This is a genomic window from Dyella monticola (assembly GCF_003363155.1).
Lineage (GTDB): Bacteria > Pseudomonadota > Gammaproteobacteria > Xanthomonadales > Rhodanobacteraceae > Dyella_B > Dyella_B monticola.
The window spans coordinates 203,363-229,235 of record NZ_QRBE01000003.1; the positions used below are offsets into that span (position 1 = coordinate 203,363).

27 protein-coding genes and 1 other RNA gene are annotated in these 25,873 nt (G+C 61.2%); 13 read left to right on the top strand and 15 right to left on the bottom strand.

All coding sequences use genetic code 11. The annotated features are described in order from the left end of the window. Positions 1-85: 85 nt before the first annotated feature. The 7 genes from DWU98_RS07185 to DWU98_RS07215 all read right to left on the bottom strand — a co-directional run bounded on the left by DWU98_RS07185 (position 86) and on the right by DWU98_RS07215 (position 3,274). Positions 86-550: a GNAT family N-acetyltransferase gene (locus DWU98_RS07185; protein ID WP_115494812.1), complete on the bottom strand. Its 465-nt coding sequence runs from the start codon at positions 548-550 to the stop codon at positions 86-88. Between the two features lie 158 nt (positions 551-708). Continuing rightward, the gene (rpiA, locus tag DWU98_RS07190; protein WP_115494813.1) at positions 709-1,347 is read right to left on the bottom strand and encodes a ribose-5-phosphate isomerase RpiA; all 639 of its coding nucleotides are present in this window, start codon (positions 1,345-1,347) and stop codon (positions 709-711) included. 48 nt (positions 1,348-1,395) lie between these two features. Next, a complete protein-coding gene (locus tag DWU98_RS07195) occupies positions 1,396-1,848 on the bottom strand; it encodes an EVE domain-containing protein (RefSeq protein WP_115494814.1) in 453 nt (150 codons plus the stop codon). Next, positions 1,845-2,453 carry a 5-formyltetrahydrofolate cyclo-ligase gene (locus DWU98_RS07200; protein ID WP_115495098.1) on the bottom strand — a complete coding sequence of 203 codons (609 nt, stop codon included), beginning with the start codon at positions 2,451-2,453 and terminating at the stop codon, positions 1,845-1,847. The genes DWU98_RS07195 and DWU98_RS07200 overlap by 4 nt, the downstream gene beginning before the upstream one ends. A 73-nt stretch (positions 2,454-2,526) precedes the next feature. Next, positions 2,527-2,712: non-coding RNA, 6S RNA (ssrS, locus tag DWU98_RS07205), on the bottom strand. A 6-nt stretch (positions 2,713-2,718) separates the two neighbouring features. Beyond that, positions 2,719-3,057 (bottom strand): cell division protein ZapA, encoded by a 339-nt coding sequence (locus tag DWU98_RS07210; protein WP_115494815.1) that lies wholly within the window; start codon positions 3,055-3,057, stop codon positions 2,719-2,721. Further along, positions 3,050-3,274 carry a TIGR02449 family protein gene (locus DWU98_RS07215; RefSeq protein WP_115495099.1) on the bottom strand — a complete coding sequence of 75 codons (225 nt, stop codon included), beginning with the start codon at positions 3,272-3,274 and terminating at the stop codon, positions 3,050-3,052. Before DWU98_RS07215 ends, DWU98_RS07210 begins: the two co-directional genes overlap by 8 nt. Before the next feature lie 100 nt (positions 3,275-3,374). On the opposite strand from DWU98_RS07215, the gene DWU98_RS07220 reads away from it, so the two are divergent. The 3 genes from DWU98_RS07220 to DWU98_RS07230 all read left to right on the top strand — a co-directional run bounded on the left by DWU98_RS07220 (position 3,375) and on the right by DWU98_RS07230 (position 7,659). Then, the gene (locus DWU98_RS07220; protein WP_115494816.1) at positions 3,375-3,941 is read left to right on the top strand and encodes a UPF0149 family protein; all 567 of its coding nucleotides are present in this window, start codon (positions 3,375-3,377) and stop codon (positions 3,939-3,941) included. Further along, complete coding sequence (locus DWU98_RS07225) at positions 3,938-5,248, top strand: aminopeptidase P N-terminal domain-containing protein (protein ID WP_115494817.1); 1,311 nt, start codon at positions 3,938-3,940, stop codon at positions 5,246-5,248. The genes DWU98_RS07220 and DWU98_RS07225 overlap by 4 nt, the downstream gene beginning before the upstream one ends. A gap of 344 nt (positions 5,249-5,592) precedes the next feature. Beyond that, complete coding sequence (locus DWU98_RS07230; RefSeq protein WP_115494818.1) at positions 5,593-7,659, top strand: phosphocholine-specific phospholipase C; 2,067 nt, start codon at positions 5,593-5,595, stop codon at positions 7,657-7,659. A 66-nt stretch (positions 7,660-7,725) separates the two neighbouring features. Here the strand turns inward: DWU98_RS07230 and pepQ are convergent, their stop codons facing one another. Then, positions 7,726-9,045, bottom strand: a complete 1,320-nt coding sequence (gene pepQ, locus DWU98_RS07235) for a Xaa-Pro dipeptidase (RefSeq protein ID WP_115494819.1) — start codon at positions 9,043-9,045, stop codon at positions 7,726-7,728. A 115-nt stretch (positions 9,046-9,160) separates the two neighbouring features. Between pepQ and DWU98_RS07240 the strand changes: the two genes are divergently transcribed. After that, complete coding sequence (locus DWU98_RS07240) at positions 9,161-10,279, top strand: hypothetical protein (protein ID WP_158545002.1); 1,119 nt, start codon at positions 9,161-9,163, stop codon at positions 10,277-10,279. A gap of 41 nt (positions 10,280-10,320) precedes the next feature. Here the strand turns inward: DWU98_RS07240 and DWU98_RS07245 are convergent, their stop codons facing one another. The 6 genes from DWU98_RS07245 to rph all read right to left on the bottom strand — a co-directional run bounded on the left by DWU98_RS07245 (position 10,321) and on the right by rph (position 16,785). Next, entirely contained in the window at positions 10,321-11,112 is a 792-nt protein-coding gene (locus tag DWU98_RS07245; RefSeq protein WP_230474741.1) for a DUF3050 domain-containing protein, read from the bottom strand. 343 nt (positions 11,113-11,455) lie between these two features. Continuing rightward, a complete protein-coding gene (locus DWU98_RS07250; RefSeq protein ID WP_115494821.1) occupies positions 11,456-11,794 on the bottom strand; it encodes a PilZ domain-containing protein in 339 nt (112 codons plus the stop codon). Beyond that, entirely contained in the window at positions 11,791-14,166 is a 2,376-nt protein-coding gene (locus DWU98_RS07255) for a DUF1631 family protein (RefSeq protein WP_230474742.1), read from the bottom strand. Before DWU98_RS07255 ends, DWU98_RS07250 begins: the two co-directional genes overlap by 4 nt. A gap of 87 nt (positions 14,167-14,253) precedes the next feature. Then, complete coding sequence (gene hemW / locus DWU98_RS07260; RefSeq protein ID WP_115494822.1) at positions 14,254-15,417, bottom strand: radical SAM family heme chaperone HemW; 1,164 nt, start codon at positions 15,415-15,417, stop codon at positions 14,254-14,256. Position 15,418: 1 nt separating this feature from the next. Beyond that, positions 15,419-16,018, bottom strand: coding sequence for an RdgB/HAM1 family non-canonical purine NTP pyrophosphatase (rdgB, locus tag DWU98_RS07265; RefSeq protein WP_115494823.1), 600 nt, complete (start codon positions 16,016-16,018; stop codon positions 15,419-15,421). Between the two features lie 38 nt (positions 16,019-16,056). Beyond that, a complete protein-coding gene (rph, locus tag DWU98_RS07270; RefSeq protein ID WP_115494824.1) occupies positions 16,057-16,785 on the bottom strand; it encodes a ribonuclease PH in 729 nt (242 codons plus the stop codon). Between the two features lie 74 nt (positions 16,786-16,859). Here rph and DWU98_RS07275 point away from each other — a divergent pair, with 74 nt between their 5' ends. The 7 genes from DWU98_RS07275 to DWU98_RS07305 all read left to right on the top strand — a co-directional run bounded on the left by DWU98_RS07275 (position 16,860) and on the right by DWU98_RS07305 (position 21,971). Then, a complete protein-coding gene (locus DWU98_RS07275; protein ID WP_115494825.1) occupies positions 16,860-17,717 on the top strand; it encodes a YicC/YloC family endoribonuclease in 858 nt (285 codons plus the stop codon). After that, on the top strand, positions 17,714-18,361 hold the full coding sequence (gene gmk / locus DWU98_RS07280; protein ID WP_115494826.1) for a guanylate kinase: 648 nt from the start codon (positions 17,714-17,716) through the stop codon (positions 18,359-18,361). Before DWU98_RS07275 ends, gmk begins: the two co-directional genes overlap by 4 nt. Before the next feature lie 88 nt (positions 18,362-18,449). After that, positions 18,450-19,286, top strand: a complete 837-nt coding sequence (locus DWU98_RS07285; protein ID WP_115494827.1) for an ABC transporter ATP-binding protein — start codon at positions 18,450-18,452, stop codon at positions 19,284-19,286. Beyond that, a complete protein-coding gene (gene mlaE / locus DWU98_RS07290; RefSeq protein ID WP_115494828.1) occupies positions 19,283-20,056 on the top strand; it encodes a lipid asymmetry maintenance ABC transporter permease subunit MlaE in 774 nt (257 codons plus the stop codon). Before DWU98_RS07285 ends, mlaE begins: the two co-directional genes overlap by 4 nt. A gap of 37 nt (positions 20,057-20,093) precedes the next feature. After that, positions 20,094-20,969, top strand: coding sequence for an outer membrane lipid asymmetry maintenance protein MlaD (mlaD, locus tag DWU98_RS07295; RefSeq protein WP_115494829.1), 876 nt, complete (start codon positions 20,094-20,096; stop codon positions 20,967-20,969). A gap of 23 nt (positions 20,970-20,992) precedes the next feature. Then, positions 20,993-21,676, top strand: coding sequence for an MlaC/ttg2D family ABC transporter substrate-binding protein (locus tag DWU98_RS07300; protein ID WP_115494830.1), 684 nt, complete (start codon positions 20,993-20,995; stop codon positions 21,674-21,676). Next, positions 21,663-21,971 (top strand): STAS domain-containing protein, encoded by a 309-nt coding sequence (locus DWU98_RS07305; RefSeq protein ID WP_115494831.1) that lies wholly within the window; start codon positions 21,663-21,665, stop codon positions 21,969-21,971. Before DWU98_RS07300 ends, DWU98_RS07305 begins: the two co-directional genes overlap by 14 nt. Before the next feature lie 79 nt (positions 21,972-22,050). Here DWU98_RS07305 and DWU98_RS07310 read toward each other — a convergent pair whose 3' ends face one another. Beyond that, positions 22,051-22,866 (bottom strand): MlaA family lipoprotein, encoded by an 816-nt coding sequence (locus tag DWU98_RS07310; protein WP_230474743.1) that lies wholly within the window; start codon positions 22,864-22,866, stop codon positions 22,051-22,053. Positions 22,867-23,131: 265 nt separating this feature from the next. On the opposite strand from DWU98_RS07310, the gene rpoZ reads away from it, so the two are divergent. Beyond that, positions 23,132-23,422 carry a DNA-directed RNA polymerase subunit omega gene (gene rpoZ / locus DWU98_RS07315; protein ID WP_115494833.1) on the top strand — a complete coding sequence of 97 codons (291 nt, stop codon included), beginning with the start codon at positions 23,132-23,134 and terminating at the stop codon, positions 23,420-23,422. Between the two features lie 133 nt (positions 23,423-23,555). Further along, entirely contained in the window at positions 23,556-25,724 is a 2,169-nt protein-coding gene (locus DWU98_RS07320) for a RelA/SpoT family protein (RefSeq protein WP_115494834.1), read from the top strand. The last annotated feature ends 149 nt before the right edge of the window (positions 25,725-25,873 follow it).

A 25,873-nucleotide genomic window follows, 5' to 3' on the forward strand; every position in this document is an offset into this window, starting at 1 on the left:
CCTAGCGCGATAGACGGCGCACCTGCGTTGTGTAAATCGACCGCTGCTGCTTACGCTGGTACAAAAGAGCCGGTAGCGCGGCCGGCTACAGCACCAGCGCTAAAAACTTCGTCCCCTCGATGGGGTTGAACACATAAGGCTCGATCGGCTCGAAGCCCATCGAGCGATACAGCCCCTGTGCGGTTGCCATGCTGGGCAAGGTATCAAGACACATGCGCGTGTAACCGGCTGCACGTGCTTCTTCGCAAAGCCGTTCGGCGAGCTTTCGTCCGAGTTGCATGCCGCGTGCTTGAGGTCGCACGTAAAGGCGTTTCATTTCGCAGCTCTTCTCGTGCAGAGGACGAAGCGCGACGCAGCCGAGCACTTCATTGCCTTGCCATGCGAGCAACAGGCGACCTGCCGGTGGCGCATATTTGCCAGGCAAGGAAGCGACTTCATCGTCAAAACGCTGAAAACCAAGATCGACGCCGAGGCTGTCTGCGTATTCGCGGAACAGCCGATAGACCTCACCGGCGTCTTGCGGAAATACAGCGTGCCTGATGTCTAGCATGACCAAGCTGCCTGTGTGAGAACTAGGTAGGCGATGCGACAACACTCATCGCGGCGACGCATACAGATAAGCAGGCGCGATTGCCGTAGCCCGCCATTTCCATTTCCAGGGCGCACACAATTTACCGGATGCCAGCGCGCCCGATATCGCGCGCTACGTCACATCAACGTGCCGCCCATCAACACCACATCGGCCGGACGTCGTGCGAACAGACCTACCGTAACGATGCCGGGAATCTGGTTCAGCTCGCTCTCCAGCGCTACCGGATCGGCAATCTGCCAACCGTGTACGTCAATCACCCAGTTGCCGTTGTCGGTGATGACGCCATCGCGCCAGACCGGGTTGCCGCCGCGTTTGACGATTTCGCGACCGACCAAGCTGCGCGCCATGGGGATCACTTCGATCGGCAGCGGGAATTTGCCAAGCAGGTTCACGCGCTTGCTGGAATCGATGATGCAGACGAATTTCTGCGCAGCTTCGGCAATGATCTTCTCGCGTGTCAGTGCGGCACCGCCGCCTTTGATCAGGCGTTTGTGCAGATCGCATTCATCAGCGCCGTCGACATACAGCGCAAGCGGGCCGGTGGCGTTGAGGTCGAACACGGGAATGCCGTGTTTCTTGAGTTGTGCGGTGGATTGCTCGGAGCTGGAAACCGCGCCCTGAATGCGATCCTTGATGCCAGCCAAGGCATCAATGAAGAAGGCGACGGTGGAGCCGGTGCCGACGCCGACGATCGCACCGTCTTCGACATACTTGATGGCGGCTTCGCCAGCCAGACGCTTTTCGTCGTTGCTCATGGTGAGGTCCTGAGACGCTGAGAGAAAGTTGTGCGCGGGAAAGACGGCTTATTCAAGCTCCAGAATGTACGTCCACTCCGCTGCATTCACGGGCATCACCGACAGGCGATTGCCTTTGCGCAGGAGCGTCATGCCTTCCAGCTTCGGATGATTCTTCAGCTCATCCAGCGTTATCACCCGCGTGAGCTTCTTGACGAACGCCACGTCCACCAGCATCCAGCGCGGGTTGTCGCGCGAGCTGGCGGGGTCGAAATACTTGCTCTTGGGATCGAACTGCGAGGGGTCGGGATACGCGTCAGTGACCACTTTGGCAACGCCCGCGATACCCGGCTCGGCGCAATTGGAGTGATAGAAGAATACCCCGTCGCCCACGCGCATCTCGTCGCGCATGAAATTGCGGGCCTGGTAATTGCGCACGCCATCCCATGCCTCGCGTTTCTTGCGCTTGAGGTCGTCAATGGAGAAGGTGTCCGGCTCGGACTTCATCAACCAATGATTCATGCGCTCTGCTCTCCTGCATGGCATTCGATGAGTTCGCGGTCGGTGGCAATGAAATCCAGCGCGATGTCCCAACGCTCGGCGGCGATGTCCTCCAATTCCTGAAAATCGTACGCAATGCCTACCAGCAAGGGTTCGGTAGGGCGTAGTTGATCCTTCAGGAAAGCGAAGCTGCGGTCGTAGTAGCCGCCACCATAGCCCAGGCGGTTGCCTCGGCGATCGAAGGCGAGCAGGGGCACGAATACCAGGTCGAGCTGGAAGGGAGCGAACCATTCATGTGGCGCCACCGGTTCAGGAATGCCGAAACGGTTGGGCTGGACCGGCTCGCCCGACGACCAGGGGGCAAAGCGCAGCAGGTTGTCCTGCCCGATCATCGGCAACAGGAACTGTTGCCCGCGCGTGGCCAGGGGCGGAATCACCAGGTTGAGCGGCAGCTCGCCGTCGCAGGCCCAGTAGCCGGCAACACGCTTGTCGGTGTGGTACTCGGGCAGGTGCTCCAGGCTGCGCCGCAAGCCCTGGGCGGCGCCGATGCGCTGGGGAGGGGTAAGGGCGCGGCGGCGTTCGGCCAGGCGCTGGCGTAGTTCACGACGTCGTGCGGCGGTATCCACGTCGCGCGTCTCCTCCAGGATCGTCCGGCCCCCGCTCCCGGACGCCATAGGGCGCCCGGGTGGGAATGAGGTGGCGTCAACCGCGATGCCGCTGCCCACCAAACGACCTTGATCCAAGCGGGATCAGGTGGGAGGGAAATTAAGGCCTAAAGGCTTTCCGCACGCGGCGGACATGCACAACAACCTTAAGTAACCGTCCCGGGTCGTATATAGGAACAAGGCAAATGTAAGAGTGTGCTGGCGCACACCGCAGAAAACGCCGTAGCTATTTTAGTTGCGCATCGAGTGCTGCTTCAAGCTTTCGGCGCAATGTCGCCAGACCGTCGGCGATATCCGATTCAGCAACGTTAGTGTTGCCGGTCGATGTCGCGTGCTTTTGCAGCTGCAAATATTCGTGCGTAATGCTGATGGCGGCGAGCACGGCAAGCCGGTCGAAGCCTGGCGTCTTGGCATGGCTGCGCAATTCGCGCATCTTGCGATCGAGAAAGCTTGCCGCTTCCAGCAAGCCCGCGCGCTCGTCCGGTGGGCAGGCGATCAAAAACTCGCGGTCGATCAGCCGCAGCGAAACCGGTTCGTTGATGGGCGTGCTGATGACGTCAGCCATTGTTCTCGAGCGCCTTGAGTCGTTGGATCATCGCTTCAACCCGGCTGCGCGCTTGTTCGTTGCGGGCCAGGAGACCCGCGCGTTCGCTCGCCAGTTGCTCCTGGCTGTGACGCAGGCTGCGGTTTTCTTCGCTTAGCCGATGGACGTGCTCAAGCAGCCGATCAAGCTGCTGACTTAGGGCGGCAAGCTCGTGTTGGGCGACGTCGGGAGTCTTCATGCGTGGAACTATATCAGGACCTTGGAAGAAATCTGCGAGGCAAATCGCTCGCGCACGGGAGTGCATTAAACTTGTGCCTTAGACCTTAACGGAACCCACGATGAGCGCCGCCGAACCTATCGGTTACGAGGAACTGGACCAGGTTGTCTCGCATCTGCGATTGTCCATTCCGGCCAGTGAGTTACATGGTTCCCTATGTGGTTTTCTGGCTGCCGGTGGCAGGCCGCGGGGTAAGCGGTGGGTACTTGCGGCACTGCAACTTGAACCGGCCGATACCACCGTTCCGGACGCCGATCACGACGTACTCGATCAACTGGCCCGCCAGAGCGAAGACGAACTGGCCGATCCGGAATTGATTTTCGAACCCCTCTTGCCGGCTGACGATCACCCCCTCCCTGAACGTGCGGATGCGCTGGTGGATTGGTGTCGCGGCTTCCTGGGCGGCTTCGGTCTGGGTGGCCCGGATGTGCACGGGCGCTTGTCCGAAGAAGCGCAGGAGATTTTGCGCGATCTGGCCAGCATCGCTTCATCCTCGCTGGATCTGGGTGACGTCGATGAGGATGAAGATGCGCTGATCGAAGTGCACGAATTCGTGCGCATGGGCGCCATGCTGCTGTTTACCGAGTGTCACATTTCCAATCATCCTTCCAGCGGCACGTTGCATTGAACATTGCTCTTGAGGAATTCGCCCGGCGCCGCCGACAACTGATGAAAATGGCGGGGGACGATGCAGTGGTGCTGATCGCCACTGCACCCGAGCGCATGCGTAATGCCGACGCCGCGTGGCCATACCGGCAGGATTCGGATTTCCATTACCTCAGTGGTTTCCCCGAGCCCGATGCCGTGCTTGCCTTGTTGCCCGGGCGCCAGCATGGCGAAGTCGTAGTGTTTTGCCGGGAGCGCGATCCGGAACACGAGCGCTGGCACGGGCCATCCATCGGCACCGAGCACGCTGTGGCCGAGTACGGCATGGACGATGCTTTCCCCATCGACGATATCGACGACATCCTGCCCGGCATGATCGAAGGCCGGGCGCGCGTTTATTGCCATTTCGGCCGCGAGCCGCAGTTCGATGCGCAATTGCTGGGCTGGATGCGTCGGCTGCGGCAATTGCGCGGTGGTGGTGTGGTGCCGAAAGAATTCGTGGCGCTCGGCCATCTTCTGCACGATCTGCGCCTGTACAAATCGCGTGCCGAACTGAAGCTGATGCGTGCGTCGGCCACCATCGCCGCGGAGGCGCATGTGGCGGCGATGAAAATGGCGCGACACAGCCGTTATGAATACGAAGTGGAAGCCGAACTCTTGCGCGTGATGCGCAGTCGTGGCGCCGTAGCGGCGTTTCCGCCCATCGTCGCCAGCGGCGTGAACGCTTGCACCATGCATTACCAGGCCAATCGCGCGCCGCTGCGGCAAGGCGATCTCTTGTTGATTGACGCGGGCGCGGAGCTGGAATGCTATGCCTCCGACATCAGCCGCAGCTTCCCGATCAATGGCCGCTTTAGTCGCGAGCAACGTGCCTTGTACGAGGTTGTGCTCACGGCGCAACAGGCTGCGATCGACGAAGTAAAACCGGGGCGTTCTTACAGCACGGCTCATGATGTGGCCATTCATGTGATCACCGAGGGCTTGTGCGCACTGGGCCTGCTCAAGGGCGATCCGGCCGAGGTCATCGCGCAGGGCAGCTACAAGCGATTTTTTCCAGCCAAGACCAGCCACTGGTTAGGCCTGGACGTGCACGACGTGGGTGATTACCGCGTGGACGGCGAGCCGCGTCTGCTTGAGCCTGGCATGGTGCTTACCGTGGAGCCAGGCATCTACATCGCACCGGATGACACGACTGTTCCCGATGCCTGGCGCGGCATCGGTATTCGCATCGAGGATGACGTGGCGGTTACGCGTGATGGCAATGACGTGCTGACCGTGGATGTTCCGAAAGGGGCGGAGGAGATTGAGGCAGTGCTGGCTGGGCGGTGATGAGCGCACTCCTTTCGATCACATTGTCCTCCCGCACCGTCATTCCGGCGCAAGCCGGAATCCAATTAGGCATGTAGTGCGGAGCAGGCCGCATAAAGCGTTTTGTGGGCTTCGCACTGCGTATGCAACTGGGTTCCGGCTGCGCCAGAATGACGATGAGGTAACACTGCACATTACGCTAGTGCGGGTGCAACGTATGCGGTGCGTGAAGATCGCTCGCCTGTTGTTGCAACCCCTGTGAGCTGCTGCCTGGTTCTCGTAGGATTCCCGCGAATGTCGCATGATTGCAACCTTGACACCGCAGCATCGCGCGGCGTCATCGATGCGCACGCCAGGGATATAGCATGACTTCAATGAATCGCCGCGAGTTTCTCAAGCTGCTTGGAAGCACGACGGCTGCATCAATGCTTCCAGCCAGCATCGCGCGCGCACTGGAAATTCCGGCCAACCGTCGCACGGGCACGATCGAAGATGTCGAGCACATCGTCATCTTGATGCAGGAAAACCGCTCCTTCGATCATTACTTCGGGTCCTTGAAGGGCGTGCGCGGGTTTGGTGATCCGCGTCCTGTGAATCTTTCTAGCGGCAAGTCGGTGTGGTACCAGCCCGACGGTTCCGACTATGTGCTGCCGTTCCACCCCGCAGCGCCGGATCTTGGCTTGCAATTCCTCGAAGACCTCGCGCACGACTGGACGAGTACGCACGCCGCCTGGAACGCTGGCCAGTACGATCAATGGGTACCGAGCAAAGGTACGACCACCATGGCGTATCTCACGCGCGAGGACATTCCTTTTCATTACGCACTCGCCGATGCGTTCACCATCTGCGATGCCTATCACTGTTCAGTGATGGGCCCGACCGATCCGAATCGCTACTACATGTGGACCGGCTGGGTGGGCAACGATGGCGAAGATGGCGGCCCGGTGATCGACAACGCCGAGGCCGGGTACAGCTGGTCCACCTATCCTGAGGTGCTGCAGAAGGCGGGCATCCGCTGGAAAATCTATCAGGATGCCGGCACTGGCCTGGATGCCGCCGGCTCCTGGGGTTGGACCGACGATGCCTATATCGGCAACTACGGCGACAACGCCCTGCTTTACTTCAATCAATACCGCAATGCGCAGCCAGGCAGCGCGTTATATCAAGGTGCGCGAACCGGTACGAGTCTTTCCGCCGGTGGCACGCTGTTCGATGAGTTGCGCAGTGATGTATTGGGCAACACGCTGCCGCAGGTGTCATGGATCGTCGCGCCGGAAGCGTATACCGAGCATCCCAATTGGCCGGCGAATTACGGCGCCTGGTATATCGGGCAAGTGCTGGATGTATTGACCAGCAATCCGGATGTTTTCAGCAAGACGGTGCTGTTGGTTACCTATGATGAAAACGACGGCTTCTTCGATCACATGGTGCCACCCTGCGTGCCACCGTCCGAGGCGCAGGGGCAATCGACCGTATCGACAGCCAACGAACTGTTTCCCGGCAGTGCTTATTCCCCCAGTGGTCCGTATGGACTGGGACCGCGCGTGCCGATGATCGTGGTATCGCCGTGGAGCAAAGGGGGGTGGGTATGTTCGCAGGTGTTTGATCACACCTCCATCAACCGCTTCATCGAATGCCGCTACGGGGTACCGGCGCCGAACATCACTGCATGGCGCCGGACTGTGTGCGGCGATCTGCTCAGCGCATTTGATTTTTCCAAACCCGATGGCACACGAGCGCCGCTGCCAAGCATCGCGGCGTACATGCCTCCGGATGATCTGCGTCATCCTGACTATGCGCCCAGGCCACCGCCGTATCAGGCGCTGCCGCCACAGGAACCGGGCGTGAAACCCGCGCGCGCATTGCCCTATGACTTATGCGCAGACGCTCGTTGGGACAATGGTCAGCTGCGCGTTGACTTCCAGAACCATGCAGGCGCGGGTGCGTGCTTTCATGTGCGTGCTAACGGCACATCAAGCGGCCCGTGGTATTACACCGTGGAAGCTGGAAAATCACTTTCCGCCGCATGGCCCTTGCAGGATGCCTATGCGTTGCAGGTCTACGGGCCGAATGGTTTCGTGCGTGGTTTCAAAGGGAATGCCCATTCACGCAAGACGATGTTGCGGATAAGCAGCCGCTGCGAACGGGGGCGGCTTGTGCTGACGCTCGCGAACGAAGGTCGCGAGTATTGCAACATCATGCTTGAAAACCTCTACAACGGCGAATCAATCTCGTACGTGCTTCAGCCGGGTGAACACGCTGAGAGACCTTGGTCCCTCGGTGATAGCTATGGTTGGTACGATCTGGTCGTGCGCAGCGATGCGGAGGCGGGCTACGTGCAACGTCTTGCGGGTCATGTCGAAACAGGTGAGCCCAGTGTCACCGATCCGGCGATCGGGCAGGCACGCTGGTTGAATGGGCAAAATCTCTAGCGGTTCGCTTGACGCACCGCCTGCCAGATACGACTGGCAGCCGTTGCGCTTTCAGCCATGCGGATGTCAGCTGAGCGATGCAAACGCGTTGCGAGTCAGATTTTCCGGTTCACCACCCGTGCATACCACATCGTCCTCGATGCGGATGCCGCCGTAGGGTCGGAAGGCATCGACCTTGTTCCAGACGATATCGCTGGATACAGGCTTGCCGCGAAGTTCTTCCAGCAGCATGTCGATGAAGTACAAGCCCGGCTCGATGGTGACCACCATGCCCGGTTCCAGCGCACGCGTCATGCGCAGATAAGGATGGCCTTCCGGACGAGGAATGCTACCCCCGCTTTGGCTGGCCTGGAAGCCGGCGACATCGTGCACTTGCAGGCCGATGGGGTGGCCCAGCCCGTGCGGAAAGAACGCTGACGTCACACCGGATTGCACTGCGCTTTGGGCGCTCATGCGAATCAAGCCGTGTTCGCGCAGTACCTCGGCTAGCACGTGATGGGCGTGGATGTGCAGTTCCGGATAGCTTTGCCCGGCCGTCACTTTCGCGGCAAAACCTTGCTGCGCGCGCTCGACGCTGTCGATCAATGCCTGGAACGCATCATGACCTGTTGCGGCATAGGTGCGCGTGATGTCGCTGGCATAACCGGATGCGCTAGCGCCGGCGTCGATCAGAAACGACCGGCTTTGTTCCGGCGGTACGCGGTCGAAGTGGGTGTAGTGCAGCACTGCACCGTGTTCGTTGAGTCCCACGATGTTGGCGTAAGGCAGCTCCGCATCGGTTTGGTCGGCGGCGGCGAGATAAGCCATGTGAATGCCAAATTCGCTTTCGCCGGCGCGAAATGCTCGTTCGGCCGCGCGATGCGCCCGCGCGCCCGTGCGACTGGCCTGGCGCATCAAGGCCAGTTCATAGGGTGTCTTGTAGCTGCGGTGCCAATGAAGATCATCGATGACGGCCTGCGGATTGTTTGCGTCCACACCGTCGATGTGCGGGCATTCGGGCGCGATCACCGCGCGGTTGCCCTTGGGCAGCGCGGCGACGGCTTCGGCGTGAGTGCGCACCACGGTAATGTCGAAATGGTCCACCCAGTAGCCGCTCGGCGCGGCCGGCACCACCTGCCAATAGTCGCGCGGCTGCACGAAGATCAGTTTCGGCTTGCCGCCAGGTGTGTAGATCACCCAGCTTCCAGGGGCGTCGGTCAGCGGCAGCCAGTGCCTGAAATGCGGGCTGGCGACGAAGGGGTAGTCTTGATCATCGAGAAATTTGCGCAGCGGCGTGCTGGCAGCCACCAGCAGATGATCGAAACCAGCCTGAGCCAATGCACGGTCCGCGCGCTCGCGCAGCGTGGCGATATGTTGGGCGTACAGCGGGGCAAGATCGTGATGCATGTGAGGGCCTTGCGATGCATTGGTCTCCAGCGTGCGAGTGTAGCGCGGGGCGGTGGCGAAGTCAGATTGCGCTTACATATTGATGAGTGATCACGCAATGCACGAATAGGCATGCATGAAGCGCTACAGCGGCCCCGCGGGGAGTACGCTGGATCGCATTTGCGCCGGCGCGCTCAGACAGCGAGAGAGACATCGCCTCATGAATGATACGACGCCTGTAATGCCTTCGCGATCAATGACAAACGAACCGTCCATGGACGTACCCGGCGTCGTTTTCACACCCGCCATCACACCTGAAAACCTGGGTGCGCTCATCCATAACGAAAAACTCGGCCGTCCCGTCCGCGTGCGTGGCTACGCAACCGATCTGCGAGTCTGTGAAGACGATCCAGAGCACTATCGCTGCGGCCGGCTCACCCTCGATGACAGCTCCATCGCCTTTCGAGTGCGGGCCGATACGTTGCTCGCCGAAGGAGAGCCTGCCGTCATCGTTGGCGTATTACATGTCAACAGCAAGCGGTGGGCGCTGGAGCTTCGGGGCCATTTTGAATCCGCCTGGCGACCGGCACCGCGCGTCCCTGTCGTGGTCATTCCACCCCGTCAGCGTTTACGGGTGTCGCTGACGGAATTCGCACGCCACCATTCCGTTACGGCGCTGGGATTTCTCGCAACGAAAACTGGTTGGGATGAAATGTACGCCACCGGACCAATGACGCAGCTCGCACAGTGCCATCGTGTGCCCATGTCGTTCACGGATGAAGACAGGTCCATCGAAAGCGTCACATGGCTGGCCAGGCTGCCCGCCATCAAGGCCATCGCGGTCGTGCGTGGCGCCGGGGAAAAGCTGACTTCGTTGGGCAACTCGCCGCGCCTGGCCAAGGCGCTCGTTGAGACGGGTTTGCCTTTTTATGTCGCCTTGGGCTGCCCTGGTGACGTATTGCTCTTGGATAAACACGCCGACGAATGCTTTGTCGCGGCACCGGACTTTGCAAGCCACCTGCGCGACCTCGAACGTGAACGTGTCGGCCACCAGAACGCCGACAGCATGGTTCAACAGCTACGGGCCGAACTGGTGGATATCAAACAGTCGATGCGCGATACCGAAGTGCGCCACGGTGAAGCGCTGCAGTCGTTGCAAGCGCAGCATGCCAGCGACAGCAGACACCGCATGCGCAACATGATCGTGGCTGCGATGCTGATGGTGCTTGGCTTGCTGTTATGGGAACTGCTGTGAGGCAAATCGGCAGGCGCCCGCGAAGGGGCGCCTGCGCGTGCTCATGCGGGCGCGTGGCTCAGCTGGCGTCTTTTCTCCAAGTGAGCCAGTAGGCCGTCCCACAGCGCAATGCGGGCGTGAAGCGCCTCAAGTCCGGCTTCCAATGCCGCTGAGTGCATGGCCACGTCGCCGTTGGAGACTTCGCGAATCAGCGTGCGCGCTGCTGGCCCGTGTTCGCCGGAATCCACCTCGATGTGGCGATCGAGGTAATAGGTCATGAGTGGAATGGTGGTGCGATCGATGTGCCACGCATCGAGCAGTTGGCGAAACATGTCGGGGATGACATTCTCCCGACCGTAGAAAAAGTCGCCGAGCACTTCGTGCGTGGGCTTTTCCAGGCACGTGCGCATCGTTGCCATCACAAATGACTGCACGGGTACGGGGGGCGCGATGGCCGCCAGGGCTTCGCCGACGTCCGCGCCGGTGCGCAGCAATGCCATCAGCCGATCGACCTGCTCGGTCGATGCACCGATGTCGCGCATGGCATGCAGATACAGGTCATAGTGGCTGAGATACCCAAGAGGCGTCTCGTCGCATTCCTCTCCGAGCACGATCTCGTTGATGAGGCGTGCAGCGTTGACGTTGATGGGTGCGATCCAGGGCACAGCTACCGTGGTGAGATCGGCCTGCAAGCGTTTGACCAGCGACATGAAATCCCACACCGCGAATACATGCCATTCCATGAAAGTCCGCAGTTCATCGATCGAGTGGATCGATTTGAACACCGGGTGATTGGCCAGGATGTCGTGCTGGATGGCGAGGGATGATTCCAGCGATTCGATGCTATTTACCATCATCATTCCTTGAATCAAATAATCATTTACTGGGGACGAGGCCACCCACGCGCGCATGCGTTATGTGCGGACAAGGATGGAGTGGATCGTCGTGATGGAACACGGAAACGCATTCCGTGCCAGAGGATTCTGCACTCAGCCAGCCAGATGCAGGGCCAGGATTGACGAGGTGACATCGTCGGCAATCACCGACGACTTACCGAGGACAATGGGAGACAGGGGCGCAAGAAACAGCAACACGTCGTGTGCGTGCTTCAACGGATTGCGTACGTCTTGACCGACGTGCCGTCAGTCTTGCGCTTCGCGGCCATGCTGCAAAGAGGAAAGCTAGGCGCGATCTATCTCAGGCGTGCAGCAGCCATCGCTCCAGATGCGCGGCATCGGACGTGCCGATGGCGATGATGCGGTAGCCCGACCATATCTGGCCCGGTGTAGCTGCCGGTTCATGCCATTGTTCCTGAATGCCTACTTCAATGGCCGGCATGCTGCCGTCATGGGCGGGCAGCGGCAGGTTCACCTGGTAGATGGCCTCGCTGCGCGGCGCATGATGGCTGATCAGCAGCATGCCGTTGCTGGAAAGATTGCCGACATGGCCGAGCGGCTGGCCGGTGATCACGTCGGTCACCGTGACGGCATAGTCTGGACGCTTGCGTGGTGCGCGACGTTGTTCGGGCGTGTTCATGGGCGCGCTTCCGGCAGCGGCGATGCGGGTCGCAGCAAGTTAGCGGTCAATGCATGCCAGGCGCGGTCGAGAAGGCCTTCCTGCTGCGGCGGCAGTTCGCGCACGCGGCCTTCAGCAATCGCGCGCGCCAGTTCTTGCAGGTTCATCATGTCGCCGCGCTGGCCGCGACGGTTGACGAACAAGCTGTTGCCTGACAAGGGCGAGAACCACGCCAGCTTGTATTGCGAGGTTTTGCCGGTCGTCGCGTCGGTGAATTCGAACCACGTGCCGAATGGCAATTGGCGCAGATGATTGTGGATGCGCGCCTCGCGCAAGCCGAGCGGCGGCACCACGGCCGCCTGCGTGGGCGGTTGTGGCGTTTCCTGGCTGCGCTGTTCGCCCAGCCGCTGGCGTTGTTTCAGGCGAATCGCCAGGTCGGTGGCGCTGGGCGCATCAGTCATGCGCGGAGCGGGGGTACGCGGCTTTGCGGCCGGGATGGGCGGGATTTCCGCCGCAGGTGGCGGTGCGGATGGCGCGAGTTCGACGTTGACGACCGGCTCGTGCACAGGCGGTGGGGGGATCTCGGCAACCGCCGGGGCGGTCTCGGCCGATGGCGTCGCCTCGGCGCTGATCAGGCGCTGCGCCACCTGTTCGGCTTCATCGGCATGCATGCCAATTTGTTGCAAGCCTGCTTCCACTTCCTGACGGAGCGCGGCCGGATCGCTCACCGGGAACTGGCCGAGCAATTGGTCGGTGATGCGCAATTGATGGCGGAACGCATCGCTGTGTTCGTCGTGGCGAAGAAGTGTCAGCGCCAGCACGTCGGTCCATGCGCGTTCGAGCAGGGTGCGTAGCAAGCCGCGCGGCGAGGCGGTGGCGAGGCGCTCGGTCATCAGTTCGTCGGCTCGATGCCGTGCCTGTTCCAGGCGCTCGCGACCTTGCATCGCTTCCACATGGCGACGTTCGGTCGCCTGCGCTTTGCGCACCAGTTGCCCGAGGTGATGTTCGATATCCGCCAGCAAGCTGGTATAGAGGCCAGCGGTGGGCGGTTCTTGTTGGGCGCGATCGACGAGCTGTCCGAGTTTGGCAACCAGTTGGTGATCGGTTTCGCCGTTGGGACCGTCGACCCAGTTTTCCATGGTATCGGCGAGCCTGCCCAGCAACTGGCGCGCGGGATGTTCATGCTGGTTGAAGAAATCGCGATCGGAAACGGCCAGGCGCAGCAGCGGCAATTGCAGACCGCCAAGCAGTGCATTTGCATCCGGGCCGTGATGCAACTGTTGTGCGAGTTGTTCGAACAACATCGCCACCAGTTCCACCGTGTCGCCTTGCTCGGGTGTCAAATGCATGCGCGCCGCGCCGGGCGGTAGACCGATGTTGAGTTGATACAGCAGTTCTTCGTGAAGGCGTTGCGCGCTGCGCAGCTCGCGGCTGGTGCGATCGGTGACCTGGACCATGTGCTGCTGCAAGGCCGAGAGCGCGGTTTGCAGTTCGTCCGGTGAAGCGGTGCGTTCACTGGATGTGGGTATGGGGCCGCCAGTGGTGCGCTGTCTTGCGAGCATGTCGCGCAAGGTTTCAAGCACGGCAATCGGTTCGCTGCCGTGCTCAGCGGCAGGGGCGGGTGTCGCTTGCGCCGCGGCGGGAGCGGCTGGCGGCGGGTTGGCATGCGCCGGGCCGTGACTCGGCCGCACGGCTGCGAAGGCGCGCAGTTGCGGCAGGATGCCATCGGCCAGCAACTTGGCATTGATGCCTTCGTACAGCGATATCAAGGTGCCGCTCACGCTGCTTTCGAATACCTGCAGCAAGATAAGGCGATGCTCCAGCGGAAGGTTGAACGGCTCGCTCGCGATGCGCAGGATGCGCGCCATATTTTGCGGGCCGGGTGGTAGTTGCTTGCCTTCCAGCGGTGGCGATGCCACCAATACGGCCAGTCGATAGGAGAGCTCGTACAGAAGCTGCCCGTTCTGCGCTTCGCTGCGCGCGGCGAGTTTTTCAACCGCAGCGTTGAGCTCGTGCTCAGTGCGATCGAGCAATGTGAGTGATTGCAAGGCCAGCGGCTGGGCCGCCTGGTCGTCTTGCGTATCCGCCATGGCTTCGAAACTCGCGCGCAACTTGGCGGAGAACGCCTGGATAAAAGCGTTGCGCCCTTGCTGCACCAGTTGGCGGCTGTCGAAGCAGCGTTGCTGTTCGAGATGATTGCGCGATCGCTCGGCCTGGTCGTACAGGCGTTTGTCGAAACGGTCCAAGCACAGCCGCAGCGTGGGCTCGACCCAGTGATCGCACAGTGTGCAGGCCACGTCGATCAGCTTGCGCACGCGCAAAGGCATCCGGCCCGGGTCGGCGTGTCGGCCGCTGGCAGCGAACGGTGGATGGACCTTCGGCTCGACATCCATGACTTGCGACCCCTTCAGTTCCCCAGGCGGAGTGTATGCCTGTTGAGGGGTCTCGTCATTGGGCGCAATGGCATACCCCGCGCGGAGTTAGTCCAGGAAGCTGGCCATCACGTCATTGAGAAAGCGCTGGCCCAGGGGCGTGGTGCGCAGATAGCGCGGATCATCATCCAGCCATTCTTTTTGACGGCCGGCGGCGAGGCGGCTGGCAATTCGATCGAGGGGAATGCCAGTGCGGGCGGGGAAGTCCTCCAGCGGGACGCCGTCCACCAGCCGCAAGGCGTTGAGCATGTATTCGAATGGCAGCTCGTCGGCTGGCACCGCAGCGTGACCGCCTATGCGGGCCGGGCCGCCCGCGGCTTCGAGGTAGGCGGTGGGATGGCGGATTTTCCAGCGCCGCAGGACAACACCGGAAGCGGTGTCCGTGATCTTGCCGTGCGCACCCGCACCCAGGCCCAGGTAATCGCCGAATGTCCAGTAATTGAGGTTGTGTGCACAGCGCTGCCCGGACCTTGCATAGGCGGATACTTCGTATTGCGCATAACCGGCATGAGTCAGTTGCGTCTGGCAAGTCTCCTGCATCGTCCATGCGGCATCGTCGTCGGGCAGCGGCGGCGGGTGGGTGGCGAAGACCGTGTTGGGCTCCAGGGTGAGCTGGTAATGCGAGACATGCGCTGGCTGCAGCGCCACCGCGCGATCCACATCGGCCCATGCACCGGATAGGGTTTGCTCGGGCAGGGCGTACATCAGGTCGAGATTGATGTTGTCCAAGCCCGCATCCTGCGCGGATTTCACCGCGGCCTCCGCTTCTGCCGACGAATGGATGCGCCCAAGACGCCTGAGTTTGTCATCGTCGAAACTCTGGATGCCGAAGGAGATGCGATTGACACCGGCTGCCAGGTAACCATCAAAACGTCCATGCTCGACCGTGCCTGGATTGGTTTCCAGGGTGACCTCGCACGCGTCTTGGAACGGCAGGCGCGCGCGTGCACCGTCCAGGAAGCGGGCAATCAGTTCCGGCGCGAACAGGCTGGGCGTACCGCCGCCGAAAAACACGCTGACGATGGGGCGGCCATGCAGTGCATCGCCCATGTCGCGTTGGTCGGCATCGAGATCGGCCAGCAGCATTTGCACGTAGTGCGCATAGGGCGGCTCGCCGCGCAGGCCATGCGAATTGAAATCGCAGTAGGGGCATTTTTTTACGCACCACGGCATGTGGACGTACAGCGCCAGTGGTGGTGCGGATAACGGCATCTCAGTCGCGCCGTTCGGCTAGGCGCGCATGCAACGTGGCCATGGCCTGGCCGCGGTGGCTGAGGCGGTTTTTTACGTCGCGATCGAGTTCCGCCGCGCTCAGCGATTGGCCGTGCGCAAGGAACAGCGGATCGTAACCGAAGCCCTGTTCGCCACGCGGTGCATCGAGAACGCGCCCATGCCAGCGGCCCTCTGCGATCAACGGTGCGGGATCCTCGGCGTGCCACAGAAGCGCAAGCACGCAGATGAAAAACGCACCACGCTGCTCCTGCGTAACGCCATCCAGTTCGCGCAACAGGCGCGCATTGTTGGCGTGCGCGTTGCCGTGGTTGCCGCTGTAGCGCGCGGAGTAGAGCCCCGGTGCGCCGCGCAGATGCGCTACGCAAAGTCCTGAATCATCGGCCAGTGCAGGGAGCCCGGTGATCTGCGATGCATGCCGCGCCTTGAGCAGCGCGTTTTCGACGAAGGTAAGGCCGGTTTCCTCGGCATCGTCCACGCCCAGTTCGGCTTGCGGGATTACCTGAAAATGGCTGTCGGCAAGCAAAGCGTTGAATTCCGCGAGCTTGCCGCGGTTGCTGCTGGCCAGGACGATGCGTTGCATGGAAACCTTCGTATGGAAATAAGAATGCCGCGCCCAGATCAGCCCAGCTCCAGCGCCGCGCGCTGCAAGCCAACCAGCTCGGTGATGCCTTTTTCAGCCAGATCGAGCATGGCGTCCATTTCGCTGCGACGGAAGGCGTGACCTTCGGCGGTGCCTTGAACTTCAATGATGCCGCCGCCGTCGTTCATCACCACGTTCATGTCGGTATCGCAGTGGGCGTCTTCGGCGTAATCCAGATCGAGCACCGGCATGCCCTGATAGACACCGACGGAAACGGCCGCCACGGCGCCGATGATCGGGTTGCGGCGCAGGTTCTCGCGCTTCATCAGTGAATTCACCGCATCGACCAATGCCACGTAGGCGCCGGTGATCGCTGCGGTACGCGTGCCGCCGTCGGCTTGGATGACGTCGCAGTCCAGCGTGACGACGCGCTCCCCCAGTGCCTGGCGATCCACGCAGGCGCGCAGGCTGCGGCCAATCAAGCGTTGGATTTCCATCGTGCGGCCGCCCTGGCTGCCACGCGTGGCTTCGCGCTGCGTACGGGTGGCGGTAGCGCGGGGCAGCATGCCGTATTCGGCGGTGACCCAGCCTTCACCCTTGCCGCGCAGCCACAGGGGCATCCGGTCTTCGATGCTGGCGGTGCACAGTACGCGGGTATCGCCAAAGGCGACCAGCACGGAGCCTTCGGCGTGGCGGGTGTAGTGGCGCTCGATGGAGATAGTGCGCAACTGGTCGCTGGCGCGACCGCTCGGGCGGGACACTGTCATGGCATGGTTGGGCAAGTAAGGGTCCTACAGTTTACCATTGACCACTTTCCATACTCTCCAGGGCCAAGGTTTCCATGATTCGCAGCATGACCGCTTATGCGTCCGCCGAAGTCGCCACACCTGCCGGGGCGCTGACGTGCGAGCTGCGCGCGGTCAATCATCGTTATCTGGAACTGAGCCCGCGCCTGCCGGAAGACATGCGCAGTGTCGAATCCGCGCTGCGCGAGCGCATCGCCACCCGCCTTTCGCGCGGCAAGGTGGATGTGATCGTGCGCCGGGGCGAGTCGCGTGGCGAATCCTTGCAGGTCGACAACGCCATGATTGGCCGCCTGTCCGAATTGGCCTCGGACATGGAAGCCCGCTTTCCGAGCATGCGCATCGAATTCACGGAGTTGTTGCGTTTTCCAGGCGTGCTGCAGCATGCGCAGGTCGATCAGGACGCGCAGCAGGGTTTGATGCTGGAGGTACTCGATCGCGCCCTGGATGCGTTCACCGCCACGCGCGAGCGCGAGGGTGCCAAGCTGGGCGATATGCTGCGTGAGCGCTTGGATGCGGTCGAACGTGTGGTCGCCGACGTACGTGGCTGGATGCCCGAGATCCGTGCCGCCTTGCGCGCGCGGCTGGAATCGCGCCTGGCCGATCTCAAGCAACCGGCTGACCCCGGCAGGCTGGAGCAGGAGCTGGTGTTGCAGGTCACGCGTTCGGATGTGGATGAAGAACTGGATCGCCTCAGCACACACATTTCCGAAACGCGTCGTGTGCTGGGTCTGAAGGAACCGGTTGGCCGGCGCCTGGATTTTCTGATGCAGGAATTCAACCGCGAGGCAAACACGCTGGGGTCCAAATCGGTCGACGCACGCACCACCAATGCCGCGGTGGAGCTGAAAGTGCTGATCGAGCAGATGCGTGAGCAGGTGCAGAACATCGAATGAGTGCGCCTACTTCAACGCTGGGAAGCAACGAAGGCACCTTATTCATCGTGGCCGCCCCCTCGGGTGCCGGCAAATCCACGCTGGTCAATGCCTTGCTCGAACGCGAGCCGGAGATTTCGCTGTCGACCTCCCACACCACGCGTCCGCCGCGTTCGGGCGAGCAGTACGGCCGTCACTATTATTTTGTTGAACGCAGCGAGTTCGAGCGCGAGGTCCTCGAGGGTATCTTTCTCGAGCACGCACAAGTACATGGAAATTTCTACGGTACGTCGCGCAGGACCGTGCAGGATCTTTTGCAGCACGGGCGTGACGTATTGCTGGAAATCGACTGGCAGGGGGCGGCGCAAGTACGCCAGAAAAAGCCCGATTGTGTGAGCGTATTCATCCTGCCACCCTCGCGCGCCGAACTGGAGCGCCGGCTGCGCGGGCGCGGCTCGGACAGCGAGGAAGTGATCGAACGGCGCCTGCGCAATTCGCGCGGCGAGATCGCTCACGCGCACGAGTTCGACTACATCATCGTCAACGACCGGTTCGAGGATGCGTTGGACAGTCTTCAAGCCATCGTGCGGGCCGTACGCCAGCGTAGCGTGTTGCAATGTCAGCGCCACGAAAGCCTGATCCACGAGCTATTGACCGAAAGCTGAACGAAAGCCCGGGATTACTGTACTGGGCCGCATAGCATTAGGCAGCCAGTTCAGTTACCGTTTCCACTTTCCCCCCACTCCCCAGGCCATGACAGACACCGTCCAAGCCCAACCCGACGATCGTGCCCTCGTGCGCATCCGTGGCCTGACCACGGTGCTCAACGGCAAGACCGTGTTCGACAAGCTGGATCTGGATATCCCGCGTGGCAAGGTGACGGCCATCATGGGCCCCAGCGGAACGGGCAAGACCACCCTGCTCAAGCACATCACCGGGCAGATGCGTGGCGACGCCGGCCAGGTGATGGTGGCGGGAAAGAACGTGCCGGAGCTGTCGCGGGAAGCGCTGTTCGAACTGCGCGAGCGGATTGGTTACCTGTTCCAGAATTCCGCCTTGCTGACCGATTTCGACGTGTTCGAAAACGTGGCCTTTCCGCTGCGCCAGCACACCAAATTGCCGGAAGTGCTGATCCGCAACATTGTGCTCACCAAGTTGCAGGCGGTCGGCTTGCGTGGCGCAGCGTCGCTGCTGCCCAGCGAGCTTTCCGGGGGCATGGCGCGCCGCGTGGCGCTGGCGCGTGCGATCGTGTTCGACCCCATGTTGATTCTGTACGACGAGCCCTTCGTTGGCCTCGATCCGATCGCTCTCAACCAGGTGCTCAAGCTCATCCGCACGCTCAATGAGACGCTGGGCATCACCAGTGTGCTGGTGGCGCACGAACTGGAGGCGATCAAGCAGGTCGCAGATCGTGTGTACTTGATCGCCAATGGCAAGGTCGTCGCGCAGGGCGACCCCAAGACCATTGCCAATGACGGCTCACCTTGGACGCGCCAGTTCTTCGGCGGCGAGGCCGATGGCCCGGTGCCGTTCCAATATCCGGCCGACGATTACGGGCAGGCCCTCGGTTTCAGGCAAGGTGCGGCATGAGTGCGCAACTAGGGCGCGAGAACATTCTCATCGGGTCGCTGGCGCAGATTGGCCGCTGCGGCCTGTTCCTGTTGCGCATCCTTACGGCGATTCCGCTAAGCATGCGCTATGCGCGTGAAACGGTACGTCAGTTGTGGTTCGTCGGCGCGATGAGCCTCACCATCATCATGACCTGCGGACTGTTCGTGGGCATGGTGCTGGGGCTGCAGCTTTATCACGTGCTAGCCATTTTCGGAGGCACGTCGGCTACGGGTTCCGTGGTGGCGCTGGCGGTGTATCGCGAGCTCGGGCCGGTGGTGACCGCGTTGCTTTTCGCGGGTCGCGCCGGGACATCGATCACCGCAGAAATCGGCCTGATGCGTGCGACCGATCAAATCGCTGCGATGGAAATGATGGCGGTGGATCCCATCGCCTACGTGATTGCGCCGCGTTTTCTGGCCGGCCTGGTCGCGATGCCGTTGCTGTGCTGCGTGTTCTGCGGCCTTTCGATCTTTGGCGGTCATCTGGTGGCGGTGGATTGGCTGGGCGTCGACAATGGCACGTTCTGGTCGAACATGACCGCGAACGTGAACGTATGGAACGACGTGGTCAACGGCCTGATCTGGAAAAGTCTGGTGTTCGGCGCGGTGATCTCGCTGATCGCCGTGTTCCAGGGCTATACCACGCCGCCGACCAGCGAAGGCGTGGCGTACGCCACGACACGCACGGTGGTGACCTCATCGATTGCGATTCTCGCGCTGGACTTCGTGCTCACTGCTTTCCTGATGTGACCTTTATGACCTACTGCTTTTTCCTGAGGACTTTGTCGTGAGCCAGAGAAAATCCTATGCCGTCGGCACCGGCTTGTTCATCGTGCTCGGCTTTGCCGCGCTGGCTTACCTTGCTACGCAGACAACCTCGGTCGTCAACAGCCACCAGGGCGCAAGCTATACCGTGGATGCGCAGTTCTCCGACATCGGACAGTTGAAGGAACGTGCGCCGGTGAAAGTGGCGGGCGTGCGCGTGGGTCAGGTGCAGTCCATCACCTTGGATCCGGGCAAGGCCGTGGCCGATGTCACACTGTTGATCGACAAGAAATTCAGCCAGATTCCCGCCAACTCCGTCGCCACGATCTACACCAGCGGCTTGCTGGGCGATCAATACGTCGGCCTGCAATACGGCAACGCCAAGGCCTATCTGGCTAATGGTAGTCACGTCGGCCTGACTAAGTCGACGCAGCCGCTGGAAGAAATGCTGAGCAAGTTCCTGGGTTCGAACGGTGCCGCCGATGCCATCGGGGGCACTTACAAGGTCACTGCGCACTTCACCAATGTGGGAGCGCTGACGGTCGGTGCTCCCGTGAAGATGGCGGGGGTGGCCATCGGCAGTGTGTCCGACGTGAAGGCCGATCCGGTAAAGCTGGACGCCACCGTCACGATGTCCATCAACAAGCAATACAACCAGATTCCGGATGATTCGGCCGCAGCCATATTCACCAGTGGTTTGATCGGCACTCAGTATGTTGCGATCCAGCCCGGTGGTTCGCCCAATTCGCTCAAGGAAGGCGACCAGCTGGTGCTGACACAGTCGGCCGTGCAGTTGGAAGATTTGATCGGCAAGTTCCTGGTCAGTGGTTCGCCCAGCGGCAATAACAACAATGCCGGTGGCAACGGTTCATCCAATCAGCCTGCCGGCAAACATTGAGCCGGCTTTACGAGGAGTCATCCATGTTGCGTCACCTGGCTATTGCCACCGCCATCGCTCTGGGCAGCGTCGTGATCGCCGCGCCGGCTTTCGCGCAGAGCGCATCCAGCGCGCAGCCGTCCGACGCGGCGACGCCGGAAGCTGTCGTGCAGGAGATTACCCACCAGATGGATACGCAGATCGCCGACCAAAAGGCGCAACTGCAGAACAACAAAACCAAGCTGGTGTCACTGATCAACCAGATCTTCAAGCCGCACTTCGACACCGACTGGGCGTCGATCCTGGTGCTGGGCATGCATGCACGCGAAGCTACGCCTGATCAGCGTTCGCGCTTTGCCAAGGCGTTCTACTCCTCGCTCACCAATCGCTATGCGGAAGGCCTGCTCAGTTACAGCAAAGGTTCGGTGAAGGTGCTGCCGTTCAACGGTGAACTCAACGACAAGTACACCGTAGTGAAGACCCTGGTGACCACTGACGACAAAAAGCAGATCGCAGTGAACTACGTATTCCACAAAACCGCTAATGGTGAGTGGATGGCGTACGACGTCATCATCGAAGGCATCTCCTACATCACCAACTATCGCAACCAGGTCGATGCTGAGATCAAGAAAGAAGGTCTCGACAAGCTGATCCTGGATCTAGAAACGCAAGGCGACAAGGCGTTGCAACAAATGGACCAGGAAAACAAGGGCAATGGCGCCAAGTAAATCCGGCCAATTCCTGCTGACCACCGATGCGCCCGATACGGTGCGTGCGACCGGTACGCTCAACTTTGCCACCGCAGCGAGTGCGCTTGCCGCGATGCGTGACGCGTTTGCCAAGAGTGATCACCCTACGCTGGATCTTTCCGGCGTGGACACGTGCGACAGCGCCGGCCTGGCCTGTGTGTTGGCGGCGTTATCAGGTGCGGATCAGGCGGGTCATCACGTGACTGTTTGCCACGTACCGGCCGGCATGCTTGCGCTGGCCCAGGTGTGTGGCGTCGAACCTTTGTTGCACTGATTGGCGGTCTAGCAATACAAACAAAAAACGGGGCCTCGATGAGGCCCCGCTTTTTTATACTCAGGCATGCGCCCGTCGGTCATTGATTGCCTGACGGTTGGCCCGACTTGTTCTGCTGCTGTTTTTGCTTCTGTTCCCACTGCTGCTGTTCTTTCAGGAGCTCGGAGGGGTCGAAGTTCTGGTTGCTGTTGTTCGAGCCCTGGCCCTGTTGCAACTTCAGCATCACGTCGGCTGGCGGATTGCCGTCGTAGATCTTGTTCAGACGGCTTTGGCGCCACGCATCGCGCACGAAGGCATAGGGATCGTAGGCGGTTTGCAGAAACTGGTCGGCATCCAGCAGCTGTGCGCGCATCTGGATGAAGTACACCACTTCGGGGATGTAGTACTGACCCCAGTGGAATTTGTGGTTACGTTCGAAGTAGCTCAGCGGGTCGAACAGGTAGCCGTCCACCGGATACTGCCAGACGTCGCGGAAGGTCGATGGACCTAGTAGCGGCACCATCAGGTAGTCGCCCTCGGGCACGCCCCAGCGGGCCAGGGTGATGCCGAAGTCAGTTTCCTTGAGCGGAATCTGCATCTTCGAAGCGGGGTCGAAGAAGCCGGCCACGCCCACCGTCATATTGATCAGCAAGCGGCCGGTATCGGCCATCGCATCGCTGGGCCGCGCCTGCAGCAGATTGTTGGCGATGCTGATCGGCAGCTTGATGGTGGTGAAGAAGTTGCTGATCGAGGTCTGCACCGGTTTGGGCGTGACCTTGGTGTAGCCCACGGCCACCGGACGCAGGACGTGCTTATCCAGCGCCATGTTGAAGGCGTAGCTCTTGCGGTTGAATTTCTCCAGCGGGTCGTCGGTGCGGGGTGGGGCGATGGCGCAGCCTGCGAGCAGCATGAGCATGGCGAACGCTGGTAAATGACGACTTAGTGCGGCAAGGCGAGGCAGGGAAGGCATCGAGTAGGGGTCCGCTGCAAGGGGTCGGGGAGGATTAATTGTACTTTTTAGTTCTATATTGTGCACGCTTACGAACTCATTTCGAGCTGGCATGCGGCGGGCGGGCATGATAGAGCTTGTTCATCATGGCCGCGAGCCTTCGCGTTGCCAGCAGGGTAGCCGGTCGATAAACTGTAAGGCCGCATAAGTTTTTATAGTTCAAGGATTTCCCATGGCCCGTATTACCGTGGAAGACTGCCTAGAGGTAGTCAACAACCGTTTCGAATTGGTGCTGATGGCGACCAAGCGTGCCCGCCAGCTCGCCAAGGGGGCCGACCCGGCAGTCAACCCCGATAACGATAAGCCGACCGTGTTGGCGCTACGTGAAATCGCCGACCGCCGCATCGACCAGATCACGATCGACGAAATCGACCGCGCCGAGCGCGAGCGTGCCGAGCGCGAAGCGCTGGAATGGGCCGCGCAGGAAGTGGACGACGACATCTCCAAAGGTGGAGATGACTGATGGATAGCGGTGGCTGTCGAAAGCGCACGCGTCGATCCGGTCGCACCGGACCGACGAGCAGCGCTTCGCGCCCCCGCATCCCTCAGTTCAACCCGGGCAGCGAGGCGATCGCCTGAACGGGCCTCGCGATTCCATGACCGCGGCCACGCATCCCGCATCCGTGGATACATCAGCGTTGCCCCCCTACGTATTGGCGCTGAAAGAGCGTCTTGCCTACCTGCCCGAGCAGAACGTGGGGCGTGTGCTGCGTGCCTACCAGGTGGGCGCGGTGGCGCACGAAGGGCAGACGCGCAAAAGCGGCGAGCCCTACATTACGCACCCCATCGCGGTAGCCGGCATCCTGGCCGAGTTCGGCATGGATGCGGAAACCATCATCGCCGCGATACTGCACGACACGCTTGAAGACACCGCACTCACGCGCACCGAGATCGCCCGCGAATTCGGCGAGCCGGTGGCTGAGCTCGTCGATGGCGTCACCAAACTAGACAAGATGCGCTTTTCCAACCGCCAGGAAGCCGATGCGGAAAGCTTCCGCAAGATGCTGCTGGCAATGGCGCGCGACTTGCGCGTGATCCTGATCAAGCTTGCTGATCGCCTGCACAACATGCGTACGCTTGGCGCCAAGGATACCGGCTCCCGCCATCGCATCGCGCGTGAAACGCTGGAGATCTACGCGCCCATCGCGCAGCGCCTTGGCATGAACAAGATCAAGGCGGAATTGCAGGACCTGGGCTTTCGCGCGCTTTATCCGGACCGCTACCGCGTGATCAGCGAGCGCATTCGCGCGGCGCTGGGCAACCGGCGCGAGGCGATGGGCCGCATCGAAGGCGCACTCACCACACGCCTGGTCGACGAGCATATTCCGGTGCGCGTGGTCGGACGCATCAAGTCGCCGTGGAGCATCTATTCGAAGATGCGTAACGAGCACAAAAGTTTTGCGCAGCTCATGGATGTCTACGGTTTCCGCGTCGTCACTGACAGCGCCATGAGCTGCTATATGGCGCTGGGTGTGGTGCATGCGCTGTACAAGCCGGTGGATCGTCGCTTCAAGGATTTCATCGCAATTCCCAAAGCCAACGGTTACCAGTCGCTGCACACGGTGCTGCTCGGGCCGTTCGGTGCACCCATTGAAGTACAGGTTCGCACCGAGGAAATGGATTCGGTCGCCGAACGCGGCGTGGCGGCGCACTGGGCCTATAAAACCGATAGTGGTCCGGCCAACAGTGCCCAAGCACGTGCGCGTGAATGGCTTGCTTCGCTCGCCGACAGCCAGGCGAACACACCGGAACCGGCGGAGTTCATCGAGAACGTCAAGATCGATCTGTTCCCGGATGAAACCTACCTGTTCACGCCGCGTGGCGACATCCTGTCCCTCCCGCGCAACGCCACGGCGCTGGATTTCGCGTACGCCGTGCACACCGATGTGGGTGACCACGCGGTCGCTGCGCGTATTGACAAGAAGCTATTGCCGTTGCGCACGCGACTGGAATCGGGACAACTGGTCGAGATCATCACCGCGCCCTCGGCGGTGCCCAATCCCGCATGGCTGGAATTTGTGGTCACGGGCAAGGCGCGCACGGCGATCCGCCAATACCTGAAACACTTGCAGCATGAGGATGCGGTCGATTTCGGCCATCGCATGCTCGACCGTGCGCTCGATGCGCTTGGCACCAGCCTGGACGCCATTGCGCCGGCTGCATTGGAAAAATTCCTGCACAAATCCAAGTTCAAACGATTGGAAGAACTGCTGGCCGAGATCGCCTTGGGCAATCGCATGCCTGATCAGGTGGCCAGTCAACTCGTCGCCTCGCGCGGCACGGCCAGTTCGCGCGGTGCGCAAATCACGCATCCGACCGAGAAGATCCACATCACCGGCGCCGAGCGAGGTGTGCTGAGTTTCGCCAACTGCTGCCATCCGTTGCCGGGCGACGAGATCATCGGCTACCTCTCGCCGGGCAAGGGCATCGTCGTACATCGCGCCGAATGCCCGAACATGGCCGAGCTGCGCAAATCGTCCCCCGAGCGTTGCGTGGATATCGAGTGGGATCGCGACGTACAAGGCGATTACCGCGCGGAGCTGCGTATCGAAGTCATCAACCGGCCGGGCGTGCTCGCCACCGTGGCTGCGGCCATCGCCGCCGCCGATTCCAATATCGAGAACGTGGAATACGTCGAGCGCGATATGGCGGCCGCCACGCTGCTGTTCACCATCGAAGTGAAGAACCGCAAGCACCTGGCCGACGTCATTCGGCGCGTGCGGCGCACGGGCGTGGTGAGTGGTGCGTACCGCTACCCGCTTTGAGCCATGCCGGGTGCTGTTTCGATAGGTGGGTCGCCCAGTTAGCAGTGCTTGACGAAACAGGGTGGTCGAGCTGCGAGTCTTGAGGAATCCCGATATAAACCCTATGGTCTTTCCAAGGGATTTTGTGCGCGCCGAACGCCCGTGCGCAT

What these genes read in the sequence shown, in the direction of transcription:
- DWU98_RS07185 (WP_115494812.1), bottom strand. Translation starts at nt 550, where the DNA reads ATGCTAGACATCAGGCACGCTGTATTTCCGCAAGACGCCGGTGAGGTC.
- rpiA (WP_115494813.1), bottom strand. Translation starts at nt 1,347, where the DNA reads ATGAGCAACGACGAAAAGCGTCTGGCTGGCGAAGCCGCCATCAAGTAT.
- DWU98_RS07195 (WP_115494814.1), bottom strand. Translation starts at nt 1,848, where the DNA reads ATGAATCATTGGTTGATGAAGTCCGAGCCGGACACCTTCTCCATTGAC.
- DWU98_RS07210 (WP_115494815.1), bottom strand. Translation starts at nt 3,057, where the DNA reads ATGGCTGACGTCATCAGCACGCCCATCAACGAACCGGTTTCGCTGCGG.
- DWU98_RS07215 (WP_115495099.1), bottom strand. Translation starts at nt 3,274, where the DNA reads ATGAAGACTCCCGACGTCGCCCAACACGAGCTTGCCGCCCTAAGTCAG.
- DWU98_RS07220 (WP_115494816.1), top strand. Translation starts at nt 3,375, where the DNA reads ATGAGCGCCGCCGAACCTATCGGTTACGAGGAACTGGACCAGGTTGTC.
- DWU98_RS07230 (WP_115494818.1), top strand. Translation starts at nt 5,593, where the DNA reads ATGACTTCAATGAATCGCCGCGAGTTTCTCAAGCTGCTTGGAAGCACG.
- pepQ (WP_115494819.1), bottom strand. Translation starts at nt 9,045, where the DNA reads ATGCATCACGATCTTGCCCCGCTGTACGCCCAACATATCGCCACGCTG.
- DWU98_RS07240 (WP_158545002.1), top strand. Translation starts at nt 9,161, where the DNA reads ATGAAGCGCTACAGCGGCCCCGCGGGGAGTACGCTGGATCGCATTTGC.
- DWU98_RS07245 (WP_230474741.1), bottom strand. Translation starts at nt 11,112, where the DNA reads ATGGTAAATAGCATCGAATCGCTGGAATCATCCCTCGCCATCCAGCAC.
- DWU98_RS07250 (WP_115494821.1), bottom strand. Translation starts at nt 11,794, where the DNA reads ATGAACACGCCCGAACAACGTCGCGCACCACGCAAGCGTCCAGACTAT.
- DWU98_RS07255 (WP_230474742.1), bottom strand. Translation starts at nt 14,166, where the DNA reads ATGGATGTCGAGCCGAAGGTCCATCCACCGTTCGCTGCCAGCGGCCGA.
- hemW (WP_115494822.1), bottom strand. Translation starts at nt 15,417, where the DNA reads ATGCCGTTATCCGCACCACCACTGGCGCTGTACGTCCACATGCCGTGG.
- rdgB (WP_115494823.1), bottom strand. Translation starts at nt 16,018, where the DNA reads ATGCAACGCATCGTCCTGGCCAGCAGCAACCGCGGCAAGCTCGCGGAA.
- rph (WP_115494824.1), bottom strand. Translation starts at nt 16,785, where the DNA reads ATGACAGTGTCCCGCCCGAGCGGTCGCGCCAGCGACCAGTTGCGCACT.
- DWU98_RS07275 (WP_115494825.1), top strand. Translation starts at nt 16,860, where the DNA reads ATGATTCGCAGCATGACCGCTTATGCGTCCGCCGAAGTCGCCACACCT.
- gmk (WP_115494826.1), top strand. Translation starts at nt 17,714, where the DNA reads ATGAGTGCGCCTACTTCAACGCTGGGAAGCAACGAAGGCACCTTATTC.
- DWU98_RS07285 (WP_115494827.1), top strand. Translation starts at nt 18,450, where the DNA reads ATGACAGACACCGTCCAAGCCCAACCCGACGATCGTGCCCTCGTGCGC.
- mlaE (WP_115494828.1), top strand. Translation starts at nt 19,283, where the DNA reads ATGAGTGCGCAACTAGGGCGCGAGAACATTCTCATCGGGTCGCTGGCG.
- DWU98_RS07300 (WP_115494830.1), top strand. Translation starts at nt 20,993, where the DNA reads ATGTTGCGTCACCTGGCTATTGCCACCGCCATCGCTCTGGGCAGCGTC.
- DWU98_RS07305 (WP_115494831.1), top strand. Translation starts at nt 21,663, where the DNA reads ATGGCGCCAAGTAAATCCGGCCAATTCCTGCTGACCACCGATGCGCCC.
- DWU98_RS07310 (WP_230474743.1), bottom strand. Translation starts at nt 22,866, where the DNA reads ATGCTCATGCTGCTCGCAGGCTGCGCCATCGCCCCACCCCGCACCGAC.
- rpoZ (WP_115494833.1), top strand. Translation starts at nt 23,132, where the DNA reads ATGGCCCGTATTACCGTGGAAGACTGCCTAGAGGTAGTCAACAACCGT.
- DWU98_RS07320 (WP_115494834.1), top strand. Translation starts at nt 23,556, where the DNA reads ATGACCGCGGCCACGCATCCCGCATCCGTGGATACATCAGCGTTGCCC.